This is a genomic window from Ruegeria sp. (assembly GCF_028066395.1).
Taxonomy (GTDB): Bacteria; Pseudomonadota; Alphaproteobacteria; order Rhodobacterales; family Rhodobacteraceae; genus Ruegeria.
The window spans coordinates 42,506-58,390 of sequence record NZ_JALCBM010000007.1 but is presented as its reverse complement, the minus strand read 5'-3'; the positions used below and the strand labels follow the sequence as shown (position 1 = coordinate 58,390).

General features: G+C 62.3%; 15 protein-coding genes. 8 read left to right on the top strand and 7 right to left on the bottom strand.

Going from position 1 to position 15,885, the window contains the following annotated elements; genetic code table 11:
- The 6 genes from MPJ51_RS04205 to MPJ51_RS04180 all read right to left on the bottom strand — a co-directional run.
- Positions 1-476 (bottom strand): alanine racemase (locus MPJ51_RS04205; RefSeq protein WP_298382224.1); only part of this gene is annotated, 476 nt, incomplete at its 3' end.
- 231 nt (positions 477-707) lie between these two features.
- Complete coding sequence (locus MPJ51_RS04200; protein ID WP_298382222.1) at positions 708-2,198, bottom strand: replicative DNA helicase; 1,491 nt, start codon at positions 2,196-2,198, stop codon at positions 708-710.
- Positions 2,199-2,399: 201 nt separating this feature from the next.
- Positions 2,400-3,077: an orotate phosphoribosyltransferase gene (locus MPJ51_RS04195; protein WP_298382220.1), complete on the bottom strand. Its 678-nt coding sequence runs from the start codon at positions 3,075-3,077 to the stop codon at positions 2,400-2,402.
- Positions 3,078-3,616: 539 nt separating this feature from the next.
- A complete protein-coding gene (locus MPJ51_RS04190) occupies positions 3,617-4,093 on the bottom strand; it encodes a CinA family protein (RefSeq protein ID WP_298382218.1) in 477 nt (158 codons plus the stop codon).
- Positions 4,090-4,587, bottom strand: a complete 498-nt coding sequence (locus MPJ51_RS04185; protein WP_298382215.1) for a phosphatidylglycerophosphatase A — start codon at positions 4,585-4,587, stop codon at positions 4,090-4,092. The genes MPJ51_RS04190 and MPJ51_RS04185 overlap by 4 nt, the downstream gene beginning before the upstream one ends.
- Positions 4,584-5,720 (bottom strand): bifunctional 2-C-methyl-D-erythritol 4-phosphate cytidylyltransferase/2-C-methyl-D-erythritol 2,4-cyclodiphosphate synthase, encoded by a 1,137-nt coding sequence (locus MPJ51_RS04180; RefSeq protein WP_298382212.1) that lies wholly within the window; start codon positions 5,718-5,720, stop codon positions 4,584-4,586. The genes MPJ51_RS04185 and MPJ51_RS04180 overlap by 4 nt, the downstream gene beginning before the upstream one ends.
- Positions 5,721-5,899: 179 nt before the next feature.
- Here MPJ51_RS04180 and dusB point away from each other — a divergent pair, with 179 nt between their 5' ends.
- The 7 genes from dusB to MPJ51_RS04145 all read left to right on the top strand — a co-directional run bounded on the left by dusB (position 5,900) and on the right by MPJ51_RS04145 (position 14,903).
- Positions 5,900-6,883, top strand: coding sequence for a tRNA dihydrouridine synthase DusB (dusB, locus tag MPJ51_RS04175; protein WP_298382209.1), 984 nt, complete (start codon positions 5,900-5,902; stop codon positions 6,881-6,883).
- Entirely contained in the window at positions 6,880-7,956 is a 1,077-nt protein-coding gene (locus MPJ51_RS04170; protein ID WP_298382208.1) for an ATP-binding protein, read from the top strand. Before dusB ends, MPJ51_RS04170 begins: the two co-directional genes overlap by 4 nt.
- Positions 7,956-9,323, top strand: coding sequence for a sigma-54 dependent transcriptional regulator (locus tag MPJ51_RS04165; protein ID WP_298382206.1), 1,368 nt, complete (start codon positions 7,956-7,958; stop codon positions 9,321-9,323). The genes MPJ51_RS04170 and MPJ51_RS04165 overlap by 1 nt, the downstream gene beginning before the upstream one ends.
- Before the next feature lie 98 nt (positions 9,324-9,421).
- Complete coding sequence (locus tag MPJ51_RS04160; RefSeq protein WP_298382203.1) at positions 9,422-11,710, top strand: PAS domain-containing sensor histidine kinase; 2,289 nt, start codon at positions 9,422-9,424, stop codon at positions 11,708-11,710.
- Positions 11,707-13,116 (top strand): sigma-54 dependent transcriptional regulator, encoded by a 1,410-nt coding sequence (locus tag MPJ51_RS04155; protein WP_298382200.1) that lies wholly within the window; start codon positions 11,707-11,709, stop codon positions 13,114-13,116. Before MPJ51_RS04160 ends, MPJ51_RS04155 begins: the two co-directional genes overlap by 4 nt.
- The gene (locus tag MPJ51_RS04150) at positions 13,094-13,696 is read left to right on the top strand and encodes a helix-turn-helix transcriptional regulator (RefSeq protein WP_298382197.1); all 603 of its coding nucleotides are present in this window, start codon (positions 13,094-13,096) and stop codon (positions 13,694-13,696) included. The genes MPJ51_RS04155 and MPJ51_RS04150 overlap by 23 nt, the downstream gene beginning before the upstream one ends.
- A gap of 43 nt (positions 13,697-13,739) precedes the next feature.
- On the top strand, positions 13,740-14,903 hold the full coding sequence (locus tag MPJ51_RS04145; protein ID WP_298382194.1) for an MFS transporter: 1,164 nt from the start codon (positions 13,740-13,742) through the stop codon (positions 14,901-14,903).
- Here MPJ51_RS04145 and MPJ51_RS04140 read toward each other — a convergent pair.
- Positions 14,891-15,370: a hypothetical protein gene (locus tag MPJ51_RS04140; RefSeq protein WP_298382191.1), complete on the bottom strand. Its 480-nt coding sequence runs from the start codon at positions 15,368-15,370 to the stop codon at positions 14,891-14,893. The two genes, MPJ51_RS04145 and MPJ51_RS04140, sit on opposite strands and share 13 nt — an antisense overlap.
- A 96-nt stretch (positions 15,371-15,466) precedes the next feature.
- On the opposite strand from MPJ51_RS04140, the gene MPJ51_RS04135 reads away from it, so the two are divergent.
- A partial coding sequence (locus MPJ51_RS04135) for an NAD-binding protein (RefSeq protein ID WP_298382188.1) occupies positions 15,467-15,885 on the top strand: 419 nt, incomplete at its 3' end.

The window sequence follows — 15,885 nt, the reverse complement described above, 5'->3', positions numbered from 1 at the left end:
TCCGAGCAGGCCAGATGCGACATCACCACCACCGGGTTCAGCGCCAGCGCTTCGTCACGCAGTTCGGCCCAGTCGGCGGGCTCCAGCCCCATCCGGTTCATGCCGCTGTCCAGTTGAATGGCGATGGGGTGATCGGGCAGCGCCTCACGGTGCCGCTGAAACTGTTGGGGCGAGTTGATCATCGGGATCAGGTTATGCGCGGCCAGCAGCTCGTGATCGCCCTCCATATGCCCGGACAGGACAAAGACATCGGGACCCTTGCCAATGGCTTCGCGCACCACGGCACCTTCTTCGGCGGCGGCGACAAAAAACTTGCGGACCCCTTCATCGGCCAGGGTCCAGGACACCGGTCCGGCACCCAGCCCGTAACCGTCGGCTTTGACCACGGCACCGGTCTCGACACTGGTTTTTGCATCCAGTGCACGCCAGTTATGGGCCACCGACTGAAGGTTGATCGTTAAACGTGCTGTACTCATGTGACGTTCATGACATCGCGCCGACCGAGGTCAAGGGGTAATGGTCTGTAAACCGGGCGGAATTCCGGTGTGTGCGTCCACCATAGGTTGTTTTCCGCCGAAAATCGTCAGGATATTCAAGCATGCCGGACGTTCTGTCGCATCAGGCGTGCGGTCTGAACTGTCTGTGATCGCGGTCCAAACGCAGGCAGAGGGACCCATCGTTCACGACGGACGCCTCCTTGAGCCGGTTCAATAGCTTTCGATCTGCCCGTCCTGTTGCCAGGGTTTGACCAGATTGCCAAAGCGGGTGAACTGCGCCTCGAAGGACAGCTCGACCGTGCCGATGGGGCCGTGGCGCTGCTTACCGACGATAACCTCGGCCTTGCCGTGCAGGCGTTCCATGGCCTGCTTCCACTCTTCCATCTTCTCCAACTCGTGATCGCCGGGCTTTTCGCGCTCTTTGTAGTATTCCTCGCGGAACACGAACATCACCACGTCGGCGTCTTGCTCGATCGAGCCCGATTCCCGCAGGTCAGACAGTTGCGGGCGCTTGTCGTCGCGGCTTTCCACCTGACGGGACAACTGAGACAGGGCGACGACGGGGATGTTCAACTCTTTGGCGATGGCCTTCATGCCCATCGAAATCTCGGCAATCTCGTTGACGCGATTGTCGGCCATGCCACGGCAGAGTTGCAGATAGTCAATGACCAGCAGGTCCAGACCGTGCGTGCGCTTCAACCGCCGCGCGCGGGCGGCGAGTTGCGAGATCGGCAGGGCAGGGGTGTCGTCGATGAACAGCGGGCAGGCTTCCAACTCTTTCGCGGCATCCACGAAACGGCGGAATTCACCCTCGGTCATGTCGCCTTGACGGATCTTGTGGCTGGATATTTCCGACGCTTCGGCCAGAACCCGGCCTGCAAGTTGCTCAGCGCTCATTTCGAGCGAGAAGAACCCGACCACGCCACCGTCAATCGCGCCCTCGGTCCCGTCAGGCTTGGTGCCACGCTTATAGGCCTTGGCCACGTTGAACGCCACGTTGGTCGCAAGTGAGGTTTTCCCCATCGACGGACGCCCTGCCAGAATGATCAGGTCGGACGGGTGCAGGCCCCCCAATTGCTTGTCCAGATCGGCCAGCCCGGTGGAAATCCCGGCCATGCCGCCGCCGCGCTGATACGCTTCGTTGGTGACATTGACCGCCTCGGTCACCGCCTTGAGGAAGGACTGAAAGCCCTGTTCGGTCTGGCCCTGTTCGGACAGCTGGTAAAGCTGTTGCTCGGCCTCGATGATCTGTTCCTTGGGTTCGCTGGAAACCTCGACCCGCGCGGCCTTGTCCGAGATGTCGCGGCCCAGCCGGATCAACTCGCGCCGGATGGCGAGGTCATAGATCATCTGCGCATAGTCATGCACCGCGAAGGCGCTGATCGAGGCGCCCGCCAGCTTGACCAGATAGGCCGGACCGCCCAGTTCCTTCAGGCCCTCATCCTCGGCCATGAAGGATTTCAGCGTCACGGGCGAGGCCAGCGCGTTTTTGGCGATACGGGCTGATGCGACCTCGTAGATGCGGGCATGAACCGGGTCATAGAAATGCTCGGCCCCGATGATCGAAGCCACCCGGTCATAGAGGTCATTATTCGTCAGAATCGCACCCAGAAGCTGCTGCTCGGCCTCGATGGAATGCGGCATGGTTTCGGCACTTTGAATCTGCGCCGCTGCCTGCTCGATACTGCTGATCTCGTTCATTGCTGCTCTCACCGTCCCTTGGGACAAGGTCCATAGCCCGGCCCCGGCCATCGGGGCAAATTGTATGTTTTCTGGGGATATGCTGTGCATATCTCGCCACCCCATCATATTGGCGTATGGCGGGGTAGGGCGTCAACATATTGTGCAGGAAAAGCCTGCGAAACGGTTATTGTTTCTGGTTTGAAAACAGTTTGCGTCGCGTCAGCTTTTGTTCGCTTCCTGCCAGCCGCGCGGGTCGTTCAGGAAGGCTTCGACCCCATCCAGCGTTTCCTGATCGAAAGCTTTCTGCGCCTTGGCCTCGGCCAGAACATCCCACCAGGTGCACAGGGAGTGTAGTTGAACTCCGTGATCACCCAGCGTTTTTTCGGTTTCTGGAAAGATGCCGTAATAGAAGATCACTGCCGTATGCCCGCAGGTCGCACCGGTCTCGCGGATCGCATCGACAAAGGACAGTTTGCTGCCGCCATCGGTGGTCAGGTCCTCGACCAGCAGCACGCGCTCACCCTCGCTCATCGCGCCTTCGATTCGGGCGTTGCGGCCATAGCCTTTGGGCTTCTTGCGCACGTAAGTCATCGGCAGGGCCATGCGTTCAGCGACCATGGCGGCAAAGGGGATGCCTGCGGTCTCGCCCCCGGCGATGTTGTCAAACGCTTCGAACCCCGCGTTGCGCATCACCGTGACGGTCAGGAAATCCATCAGCGTGGACCGGATGCGCGGGTATGAGATCAGCTTGCGGCAGTCGATATAGGTTGGGCTGGGCAATCCGCTGGCCAGCGTGAACGGCTCGCGCGCGTTGAAATGCACGGCCTTGATCTCCAGCAGCATCCGCGCGGTCAGGCGGGCGATTTCGGTGCTGTCGGGGAAGGAGCTGGGGATCATGACGGGACCTCTGGGCGCTGAAAGGATGTTGCGGGCTGATAGCCTGTCGCCGGGGCCAGAGTCGAGAGGGCCACAAAAGAAAAGCGGACCCCCAAGAGGTCCGCTTTGGCCCTTGCGGGCCGAGCATGCCAAGGTGGGCTTGGTTGCTCATGTCATGGGCGCGCACCGCTTTGGCGAAGCGTGACCCGTATGTTTCAGCCCCGGCGTCTACGCCAGGCACGGTGATCAGCGCAACCGGTTTGACGATTACAATTGTGACAACTCACCGGGATTTCAGCCAGCAGCAGCGGCCTTGCCTGCATACCGAACACGCTGATGGTTGTGCCGGTGCAGCGGTGATCGTCCTTCTGGTTGCCGGGAGGGGTGCGCCGGCCTGTGACAACAGATCACAAACCGGCGCTTTGTGAGTGGTGTAGACAGCATCCAAGCGGAGCATTGGCGGGGAAAAAAGAGGCATCAGCGCAAAAAGGCGCTCAATCCGGTAGCCTTTTGTTAACTGGTGATGAATTCCGCATCATCTTGGCGGGATTGCTGCAATTTTAGGCGAAATGTGAAAGCCCGCGCGCCAGCAGGGTCAGCGCGTGATCCCGAGCCGCCCGGCGGACGGCATCGCGGCCCTGTGCGCCGAATTCGACGGTTTCGACCTGCGTTTGCTGTCCAGTGGCGGCCAGCCCGAAACAGACACGGCCTTCGGGTTTGAACTCGGACCCGCCGGGGCCTGCGATTCCGGTGATCGACACGGCCAATTGTGCCTGCGAATGACGCAGCGCGCCCTCGGCCATCTCGCCCGCGACCTCTTCCGAGACCGCGCCGTGGGCGGCCAGCGTGTCGGCCAGAACGCCCAGCATGTCCTGTTTGGCCGCGTTGGTATAGGTGACGAACCCGCGATCCACCACGGCGGAGCTGCCGGGAATATCGGTCAGCGCGGCGGCGACCATACCGCCCGTGCAGCTTTCGGCGGTGGCGATCATCACGCCGCACGCTTTGGCACGGTTCAGCAGGTCGGCGGCGGTCACAGGCCCAGTACTCCGTGCGAGATACCGGCCAGAATGCCCACGCCGATGGCGGCAAATACCCCGGCGATCACATCGTCCAGCATCACGCCCAGCGGATCGCCGCGCCGGTCAGCCCAGCCGACGGGGCCGGGTTTGGTGATGTCGAACAGCCGAAACAGCAGGAAACCCGCAACCCAGCCGGGCCAGAGCGCTGTGACTTCGATCCCATGTGACCAAGCGGGGTAAGAGACCGCCCAGATTGCAATGAATTGCCCTGCGACCTCATCAATCACGATCTCGGACGGGTCGTGATCTTCCTGCCCGGCGGTCATCACGCCCGTGGCCCACCAGCCGGCGACGAAGGCCGCGAGGGTGGCGAGGGCCAGCAGGGGAAAGCCGCCGATCATATGCAGTACATACGCCAGCGGCAGCGCCGCCAGCGAGCCCCAGGTGCCCGGGGCAGGGCGCAAGTTGCCCACTCCGCAGACGGTGCCGATCAGACGCGCGGCGCTCATGCCTTCACCAGACAGGCTGTGGCGAGCGAGGCGATCCCCTCACTGCGCCCGGTAAAACCCAGACGTTCGGACGTGGTCGCCTTGACCGAGACCTGATCGGCGCGCAGGTCCATGATCCGGGCCATCTCTTCCCGCATTGCGGGGGCGTGGGGGCCGATCTTGGGATATTCGCAGACCAGCGTGCAATCGACGTTTGAGACGCGATAGCCCATCTGCCCGGCCAGTTCGACCGCGTGGCGCAGGAAAATCTCGCTGGCCGCGCCTTTCCATTGCGGGTCGGAGGGCGGAAAATGCTGCCCGATATCGCCCTGCGCCAGCGCGCCATAGATCGCGTCGGTGACCGCGTGCATGCCCACATCGGCATCCGAATGCCCCTGCAACCCGCGATCATGCGGCACCTGCACCCCGCACAGGATCACATGATCCCCGTCGCCAAAACGGTGCACGTCATATCCGTTGCCCAGCCTTACATCCATATCCGTTCCCATTATGCGCTCCGCCCGGGCAAAATCCTCGGGTCGGGTGATTTTGATATTGTCCGCATCGCCCGGCACGATGGCCACGTCTAGCCCTGCGGCGCGCGCGACCTCGACATCATCGGCGGCCCCGCCGGGATGGGCGGCATGAGCGGCAGTGATCGCTTCATAGCGGAAGCCCTGCGGGGTCTGCGCCGCATATAGACCGGTGCGATCCTGCGTGCCGGTGACGGTTGCGTCGTCCCCGAGCCAAAGTGCATCGGTCACCGCCAGCCCCGGCGCGGCGGCTTGATGCGTGTCGAGTGCCGACAGAATATCTCCGATGATCTGCGCACTAACGCAAGGACGCGCCACATCGTGAACTAGCACCTTGTCCACCCCATGCCCGGCCAGCGCCTGCAACCCGTTGCGGACCGAGCCCGCCCGGTCGCTGCCACCCGATGCTAGGATCAGATCGGTATCCCTGAAATCTGCCCAAGCCGCGTCATCCTCGGGCGAGAGCACCAGAACGATGTGATCGACCTGCCCTTGGAACCGGTCAATGGTCCAGTCGGCGACCCGCCGTCCGGCCAGCGCGCGCCACTGCTTCGGCACACCACCCCCGGCGCGCGTACCGCGTCCTGCGGCGACGATGATGGCGGCGGTGGTGGTGGGCATGCGGGCGGGCTCTCCTTTGTGCCACTGTTTAGGCGGCGATGAATGCAGAGGCAATCATTCGCGTCAATCTGCCCAAAAAATAGGCAAGTGATGATTTCACGGGCTTGTTTGGCGCCGTTTTCTTGTTCATATGCTGCGATTTCGATATCAAACCCGCAAATGCTCAAGGATTAGGCACGTTGACCCTGCGTCTTGCTGAAAAGGAACTGACCCCGCCGGTGCTGCTGGCGCCGATGGCCGGAATCACCGACCGGCCCTTCCGCGATCTGGTGATGCGCTTTGGTGCGGGCATGGTCGTGAGCGAGATGGTGGCCAGCCAAGAGATGGTGCAGGCCAAGCCCGGCGTCCGCGAACGGGCCGAGCTGTCGGCAGATGTGGAAAACACCGCCGTGCAACTGGCCGGGCGCGAGGCGCATTGGATGGCAGAGGCCGCCCGTCAGGTCGCCGACCGCGGCGCGCGGGTGATCGACATCAACATGGGTTGCCCGGCCAAGAAGGTCACAAACGGTTATTCCGGCTCTGCCCTGCTGAAAACGCCCGATCATGCCCTGACCCTGATCGAGGCGGTGGTGAGCGCCGTCGACATTCCGGTAACGCTGAAAACCCGGCTGGGTTGGGATGACCGCCTGTTGAATGCGCCCGATGTGGCGCGGCGGGCGCAGGAGGCGGGCATTCGCATGGTCACGATCCACGGGCGTACGCGGTGCCAGTTCTACAAGGGCCATGCGGACTGGCAAGCAATCCGGGCGGTGAAAGAGGCGGTCTCGATCCCCGTCATCGCCAACGGGGATATCGTTGACACGCAAGCCGCTCGCACGGCGCTGGATCAATCCGGCGCGGATGGCGTCATGGTCGGGCGCGGGGCGCAAGGTAAGCCGTGGCTGTTGGCGCAGATGTGCCATGACCTCTATGGCGCTGCGGCGCCCGAGGTGCCTTCGGGAGACGATCTGACCCAGATGGTGCAGGCGCATTATCAGGCGATGTTGGGGTTCTACGGCCAAGACCTCGGCCTACGCGTCGCGCGCAAACATCTGGGCTGGTACATGGATGAGGCCGCAACGCCAGCACCCCTGCGCCGCGCCGTGCTGACCTCACGCGATCCGGCCGAGGTGCTGCGCCTGCTAGGCGACGCGCTGATCCTAGGTGATGAGGTGGCCGCATGACCTCTGATCACAGCATCTGGGCCTCACTGCCGGTTCCGGCCTTCATCATTGATCCCGAGGATCGGGTCTCGGACGTCAATTCGGCGGGCGAGGGGTTCCTGAACGCCTCGCGCAAATCGGTGACAGGCAATCCCGTCTGGGACCTGCTGGCCGTCGATGCCCCGCTGGAGGAGGCGTTTCTGCGCGCCAGACAGCAGGGCACGCCGTTGTTTGTGAACGATGTGGATGTGGGCTCGGGCAACCGCGCGCCGCTGCAATGCGCGTTGCAGATCGCGCCGCTGATGGGGCATCCCGGGTCGATGATCATGATCCTGTCCCCGCGTGAGTTGGCAGGGCGGATGACTCTGGGCAATACGGTGAAATCGGCGGCGCAGTCGGCCATCGGCATGGCCGAGATGCTGGCGCATGAGATCAAGAACCCGCTGGCGGGGATCACCGGGGCGGCGCAGCTACTTAGCATGAATATCCCACCACAAGACCTTGAATTGACAGACCTTATCGTGGCCGAAACCCGCCGTATCGTGAAGCTTCTGGAACAGGTCGAGCAGTTCGGCAACCTCCAGCAGCCCGATTTTAGGCCGGTCAATATCCATGATGTGCTGGACCGGGCGCGGCGTTCCGCGCTGCTGGGGTTTGGCGCGCATATGACCATTATCGAGGATTACGACCCCTCGCTGCCCTTGGCCTATGGCGACCCGGATCAGTTCCTGCAGGTGGTGCTTAACCTGCTCAAAAACGCCTCGGAAGCCGCTGAGCCCAAAGGCGGAACCATCCGTTTGCGCACCTATTTCGAACATTCTTTTCGCCTGCGTCGTAGCGATGGCTCAGGCCATTCGCTGCCCCTGCAGGTTGAGATCATCGACGATGGCCCCGGTCTGCCCGAGAAAATCCGCAGCGACATATTCGACCCGTTTGTTTCGGGCCGGGAAAACGGCACCGGGCTGGGGCTGGCCTTGGTCAGCAAGATCATATCCGACCATGACGGCTGGATTTCCGCTGACTCGGTGCCCGGGCGCACTGTGTTCCGCCTGTCCCTGCGCCGCGCGCCCAAAGACGTAAAGGAGAGCATCTGATGGATGGCACCGTTCTGGTCGCCGATGACGACCGCACAATCCGAACCGTTCTGACACAGGCCCTGACCCGGGCCGGGTGCAAGGTGCATGCGACCAGTTCGCTGACCACGCTGATGCGCTGGGTGGCCGAAGGCAAGGGCGATGTGGTGATCTCGGACGTGGTCATGCCGGATGGCAACGGGTTGGAGATGCTGCCAAAGATTGCGCAGGACCGGCCCGGGCTGCCGGTGATCGTGATCTCGGCCCAGAACACCATCATGACGGCGATTCAGGCGGCCGAGGCGGATGCTTATGACTATCTGCCCAAGCCCTTCGACCTGCCGGACCTGATGAAACGCACCGCCCGTGCGCTGGACCAGAAGCAGCGCGCTACGCCTGAGATTGCGGAGGGGCCAGAGGAGCGCCCGGACGAACTGCCTCTGGTCGGGCGCACCCCGGTGATGCAGGCGCTCTACCGTCTGGTGGCGCGGGTGATGAACACCGATCTGCCGGTGATGATCTCGGGTGAAAGTGGCACGGGCAAGTCCCTGATTGCGCGGGCGATTCACGATTTCTCGGACCGGCGCACCTTGCCCTTCGTCACCGTCACCGCCGCTGATCTGAGCGATCTGGAAGGCCCGGCACGGGTGCTGGCACGGGTGCGGGGCGGGACGCTGCTGATTGACGAAATCTCGGACATCGACGACGAGATACAGGCCCGCATCGTGCGCATGATGGACACGCCGGGCGATCACGTGCCGCGTTTCATGGCCACCAGCCAGTCCGATCTGACCGAAGCGATGGAGACGGGCCGGGTGCGGCAGGACCTTTACTACCGCCTGTGCGGCGCCACGATCAACGTGCCAGCCCTACGCGAGCGGGTGGACGACATCACCTTGCTGGCGGAACACTTCCTGACGCGCGAAGAGCGTGAGACCGGCAGCAAACGTTGGCTCAGCGCGGATGCGGTCGAACTGGTGCGGCGCTATTCCTGGCCGGGCAATGTGCGGCAGTTGGAAAATGCCATCCGCCGTCTGAGCCTGACCAGCCGTGCCGACGAAATCTCAAAACTTGAGGTTGAGATGGTGCTGGGCAGCCAACCCGAGGCCGAGCCGGTTCTGGGCGATGGTGAGCGTGAAAAACTGTCGACCTCGGTCGCACGCCATCTACAGCGTTACTTCGATCTGCACGGGAATATTTTGCCGCCTCCGGGCCTTTATCAGCGTATTTTGCGCGAGGTTGAGGCCCCCCTGATCGAAATTGCACTGGATGCGACCGGTGGCAATCAGGCAAAATGTGCCGATTTGCTGGGGATTAACCGAAATACGTTGCGGAAAAAGATCACCGACCTCGATATTGAGGTGACACGTCGGCGCAAACTGATGTAATATCGCCACACAAACGTGGCATCCGGGTTCGGCCCGGCCAACGACCACGATATATGGCGGTTCGTCGCGCAAGCGACACATCAGAATGAGGGCAGACGGTGGCAACCCGGGCACAGAACGGGCCGATCCTATCGATCAACCGGTGGCGCAAGTCCCGGAGATTGCGCAATTTCAGCACTCTGGGCCTTGTGGTTTTGGGCCCCGCGCTGGCGCTGGCAACTTATCTGGTCATCGGTCCCTTTGATCTTGGCGCATCCGCGCCCAGCTTACGGCTGATTCTTCTGGCCGATCTTGTCTATATTCTTGTGGTCGCCGCGCTGGTTTTGGGCCAGCTCGGCAGCCTGATTGCCGCGCGGCGGGCAAAATCCGCCGGGTCGCGGCTGCACCTGCGCCTGATCGGCGCGTTTACGCTGTTGGCTTTGGTGCCCACGGTCACCGTTGCGATCTTTGCCGGGCTGACGGTGAATATCGGGCTTGAGGGCTGGTTTTCGGACCGGGTGCGGCAGGTTGTGGGCTCGTCGCTTTCGGCGGCCGAGGCTTATGAACAGGAGCACCGGCAGGGTCTGACGCAGGACGCCACGGTGCTGGCCCGGTTTCTGGACAATTCCCGGTCGCTGGACTTTTACATCTCGGATGCCGAACTGCGCGAGGTTCTGGCGCAGGGGCAGGCGCAAATTCAGCGTGGCCTGCGCGAGGCCTATGTGATCGACGGCAGCGGCACGATCCGGTCGCGTGGGGATCGGTCCTATCTGTTCAACTACGAACAACCCACGCCGGACCAGATGGCCGAGGCCAATGACACCGGCATGCTCATCATCGACGACTGGACCAACAGCGAATTCCGCGCTCTGGTGCCGTTGCAGGCGTTCGCTGACCGTTACCTCTATGTTAGCCGCGAGGTGGACGGAGAGCTGCTGACGCTGCTGGACGACACCAAGGAAACGGCGCAGTTCTACCGTCAGTTGGAAAGTGAGCGGGGCAGGGTGCTGTTCGAATTCGGCCTGCTCTATCTGGGTTTTGCGGTGATCCTGATCCTCGCGGCGATGTCCTTGGGCATGTGGTTCGCAGAACGCCTCTCGCGCCCTGTGGGCCGTCTGACCACAGCGGCGCAGCGCGTAGGGGCCGGTGATCTGGGTGTGCAGGTGATCGAAGAGGCCAGTGATGATGAAATCGCCATGCTGGGCCGGTATTTCAACCAGATGACGCGGCAATTGAAAGGCCAACGCGACACGTTGCTGGAAAACACCCGGCAGATCGAACGGCGACGTCGCCTGTTCGATTCAGTGCTGAGTTCCGTAACCTCGGGCGTTGTGGGCGTCGATCCCGATGGCTGCGTGACCTTCGTCAACCGCTCGGCTGAACGCTTGCTGGATTGGTCACGGGGCGAGGAGCATCTGGCCATCGGCATCGCCGTACCGGAGTTCCTGCCGCTGTTCGAAACCCTGAAAGACACCGGACAAGAAGCCGTGCAGGGTGAGGTCAAGGTGACCCGCAAGGGCCAGTTGGAGAACCTGCTGGTCCGCATGGCCACCCGGCGCGGTGAGGATGGCGGGCTGGAAGGCTATGTTGTGGCCTTTGACGACGTGACCGATCTGGTCAGCGCCCAGCGGATGGCCGCATGGGGCGATGTCGCCCGCCGCATCGCGCATGAGATCAAGAACCCTCTGACCCCCATTCAACTGAGCGCCGAGCGGATCAAACGCAAATTCTCAAGCAAGCTGGATGAGGACGATTGCGATACGCTGGTCTCGATGACCGACGTGATCGTGCGGCAGACCAACGATCTGCGGCGCATTGTGGACGAATTCTCGAAATTCGCGCGGATGCCGGAACCCGATCGGCATGAGGAAAACATCGTTGAACTGGTGCGCGAGGCGGTGTTGTTGCAGCAGGCAGGTCAGCCGGAGGTGCAGATTGATGCCGATCTGCCGGATGATCCGATTTTGGCGGATGTGGATGCGACCATGCTGAACCAGGCGCTGACCAACCTGATCAAGAACGCAGGCGAAGCCATTGTATCACTGCAGGAAAAGGGCGCGCCCGACACTCTGAAACCGCAGATCAAGGTGGCAATGTCCAGCGACGATGCGGGCACTCAGATCACCATTGCCGACAACGGCATCGGCCTGCCCGAAGACCGGGCGCGGCTGTTTGAACCTTATGTGACAACTCGTGATGAGGGCACCGGCCTTGGCCTGCCTATCGTGAAGAAAATCATCGAAGAACATGGCGGAGCGCTGACATTGGAAGACGCGCCCACCTTCGACGGACAGGACCATTTCGGCGCAATGGCTGTCATCCGTCTACCTGGGGTCTCAGGCGACCCGACAATTGCGCCACAGAAACAGGCGATTAAAACCAACAAACTGAAAGCAGGCCAAAGATGAGCGACATTCTGATCGTAGATGACGAACGCGATATTCGCGAACTTGTGTCCGATATTCTCGAGGACGAAGGCTATTCCACCCGGCTGGCGGGCAATTCGGACGATTGCATGGCGGCCATCAACGCCGAGCCGCCGGGGCTGCTGATCCTCGATATCTGGCTGAAGGACAGCCGCATGGACGGGATCGACATCCTGAAAGCGGTGAAGCGGGACAACCCGGATGTGCCGGTGGTGATCATCTCGGGTCATGGCAATATCGAGATCGCGGTCGCCGCGATTAAACAAGGCGCGTATGACTTTATCGAAAAGCCCTTCAATATCGACCAGCTGATGGTGGTGATCCGCCGCGCCATGGAGACCTCGCGTCTGCGTCGCGAGAATGCCTCGCTGAAGCGTAAAGAGGTCAGTTGTTCGGATATGATCGGCAAATCGGCCTCGTTCCGGGCGATGCAAAGCCATCTGGACAAGGTGACCAAATCGAACGGTCGCGTGATGCTGAGCGGCCCGGCCGGGTCGGGCAAAGAGATCGCCGCGCGTTATATCCACGCCCATTCCAACCGCGCCAACGCGCCTTTCGTGACGGTGAATTGCGCAGGGATCGAGCCGGAACGGGTGGAAGAGGTCCTGTTCGGGCGCGAATCCAGTGAACGTGGTGTTGAATCGGGCCTGCTGGAAGAGGCTCATGGCGGCGTGGTCTATTTCGACGAGGTCGCGGATATGCCGCTGGGCACCCAGTCCAAGATCCTGCGGGTGCTGGTCGATCAGCAGTTCCAGCGTGTGGGCGGCACCGACAAGGTGCGGGTCGATCTGCGGGTCATCTCCTCGACCAACCGTGATCTTGAGGTTGAGATTGCCGCCGACCGGTTCCGCGAGGAGCTGTATCACCGTCTGAACGTGGTGCCGATTGCCGTGCCCTCGCTGGAGGAACGGCGCGAGGATATCCCGGTTCTGGCGCAGCATTTCATTGAGATGTGCAACGAAACCCAAGGCCTGCCAGCGCGTGAGCTGTCGGATGAGGCGGTTGCCCTGCTGCAGACGATGACCTGGCCCGGCAATGTGCGGCAGTTGAAGAACCTGATCGAACGGGTGCTGATCCTTGGCGACGGCACCGGCCCGATTGAGGCGCGCGAGCTGCCCAGCGAGGAAGAGAAATCCGACGAATCCGGTCGTGTTGTTTTGTCGGGCGTGCTGGCAACCCTGCCGCTGCGCGAAGCGCGCGAAGCGTTCGAGCGGGAATATCTGCTGACCCAGATCAACCGTTTCGGTGGCAATATCAGCCGCACCGCCAGCTTTGTTGGGATGGAGCGCAGCGCGCTGCACCGCAAGCTGAAATCGCTGGGGGTTGTGACCTCGAACAAATCCGGTGCGCGGGTGGCGCAGTTGGATGAGCCCGAACCGGCAGAGTGATCCGCCGGGCAGGGCTCCGGTGACGGCGCTCGGCTATCCGGCGTTTGGTCGCCGTCTGAAACGGCTGCGCCGGTCAGTCGGGTTGAAACAGGCGGCGCTGGCCGATCTGCTGAGGGTCGATCAGACAACGATCTCACGCTGGGAAAACGGGGTGCAGGTGCCCTCGGGTGATCTGCAACAGGCGGTTTTTCAGGCGCTAGGGTCCGCGCGGTTCGGGGATTCGGCGCTGAAACGGCTGGTGATGAATTCGGCAGATTGCGTGCATCTGGTCGAGGAGGCCAGCCATGTCTGTCTGGCATACTCTGCCCGCCGCGCGCAGGACTGGGATACCAGCCAACGGGCCTTGCTGGGCGTTTCGCTTTGGCAATTTGCAACAGATGAAATCCGGCAGGCCGAGGCCGAGTTGCTGGATGAGGGCTGGTGGGACCTGCAATCGCCCACTCCCAAGGCGTTTCTGACGTCTGGGGCGGTGCATGACGAAATCAGGATCAGCGCCGGTCAGATCATGTGGGAGCGTTTGTACCTGTCCGACGGCACCCCCGTGCGTCTGGTCAGCGGATCGGGGCCTCGCCCCGCATAATTTATGCGTTCCAGTGGCGGGCAGGCCGGGGTAGACCCGCAATATGACGCATTCCATCCGCATAGGTTTGCAGGTCCTCCTGCTGTGGTGCGCCGGGCTGGGGGCCGCGACGCAATTTGCCAAGTTTGCGGTGCCCTTTGGAGAGGTCGGGCTGCTCTATCCCGATCATGCGGATGGGCTGGGATGGCTGCTGTCGATCATCAGCCTGATGGGGGCGGTGCTGGGCGCCACCTCGGGCGCGATCACGGGCCGGGTTGGGCCGGTGCGGCTGCTTTTGTGGGGGCTGGTGCTGGGCGGCGGGATTTCATTGCTGCAGGCGACCTTGCCCGGTTTTGCGCTGATGCTGGCCAGCCGCGTGGTCGAGGGGCTGTCGCATCTGGCTATCGTTGTGGCCGCCCCGACGCTGATCGCGCAGATCACGCAAGGCAAGGCACGCAATGTGGCGATGGTGCTGTGGAGCAGTTTTTTCGGCGTCGCCTTTGCCCTGAACGCCTGGTTCGGCTTGCCCTTCGTCGACCGCTTTGGCCTGCCGATTTACTTCGCGCTGCATGGTGGGCAGATGCTGGTGATCGCCGGTTTGGTCCTGACCTGCCGCCTGCCGGTGGTTGCGAGTGAGGCGGATGAAACCTCCGGTGGGTTCCTTCAGGCGCATCTGCAAACCTATCGCTCGCCCTTTATATCGGCTCCGGCGCTGGGGTGGTTCTTCTACACACTGACCTTCGTGTCGCTGCTGGCAATCCTGCCGGGACGGCTGCCCGAGGGGCAGGGGGCTGCTATCGCCGCTTTGATGCCTCTGGCCGGGATTGTTCTGTCCTGGCTGGCGGTGCCGTTGCTGCTGAATGTCATGACCAGTATCGCAGTGGTCAATCTGGGCTTGGGGCTGGGCATCCTGACCATTCTCGCCCTGTTTCTGGGCGCGCCGCTGGCGGTGACCAGTGTTGCCCTGTTCGCGGTGCTGGGGCTGGTGCAGGGCGGCAGCTTTGCGGCGGTGCCGCAGCTGAACGCCTCGGCCAATGCGCAGGCGCTGAGTTACGGGGCAATGGCGCAGATGGGCAATGCGGGCAACCTGCTGGGCACGCCGGTGTTGCTGGCGGTGCTATGGCGCGGGGATGAGACGGGCATGTTCATCGCGGTGGCCTGCATCTATGGTGCAGCCATTCTGCTGCACCTGTGGCTGGGCCTGCGCCGTCGTCGCTATCCGGTCTGACCCGGTGTGACGATCTGGAACGACCCGTCGTCGAATTTCACGAAACACGAGGACGGGTTCAGCGGCGGCAGAACCGTTGTGGGGCGGAGTGTGACCGCGGATTTCACCCCCGATTTGCAGGGCGGCAGGCTAACGGGCTGATAGCCCTTGGCGGCCATACACTGCGCCTCGACCGTGTTGCGCAGGCCTTTGTTGACGTCGACGGTGTAGACATTGCCCGGTTGCCACCAGCCCGGTGTCCGGTGGCAGCGCCCGTGGCCGTCACAATAGGTGCGGCCCGGCCAGTAGGTCGGCGGGCTCTGGCGGATTTCATTTGCAACCGGCGCGTCCTTTAACGCCGCGACCTGACAGGCCGTCGTCTCGGACTGCAGGCGCGATACGCTTTCGCCTTCGCGGTAATACAGCGACAGCGGCCCGCATGAGGACAGGATCATCAAAGGGATCAGGGAACGCAGTATTGTTTTCATACTCTTATCTTGCCTCAACCGCCGCTTCATGACAATTCAATTGACCGCTATGGGGGCATCTGTCATTCAAAGATTTCAGGCAGAAGGGCCAGGAACATGAAGGTCATCATTTGCGGCGCCGGTCAGGTGGGCTGGCAGATTGCACGGCACCTGTCGAGCGAACTGAATGACGTCACGGTGGTCGACAACAACCCCGATCTGGTCCGCCGCGCGACCGAAACGCTGGATGTGCAGGGCATCGCGGGCTTTGCCAGCTACCCGGATGTGCTGGATCGCGCCGGTGCGCGCGACGCCGACATGATCATCGCCGCCACCCATTCGGACGAGGTGAATATGGTCACCTGCCAGATGGCGCATTCGGTGTTCTCGATCCAGCGCAAGATCGCGCGTCTGCGCTCGAAATCCTATCTTCAGGCGATCCATTCCGACCTCTACCGCCGCGATCACCTGCCCATCGACGTGGTGATCAGCCCGGAACGAGAGGTCGCCGCCGCCGCCATGCGCCGCCTGTCGGC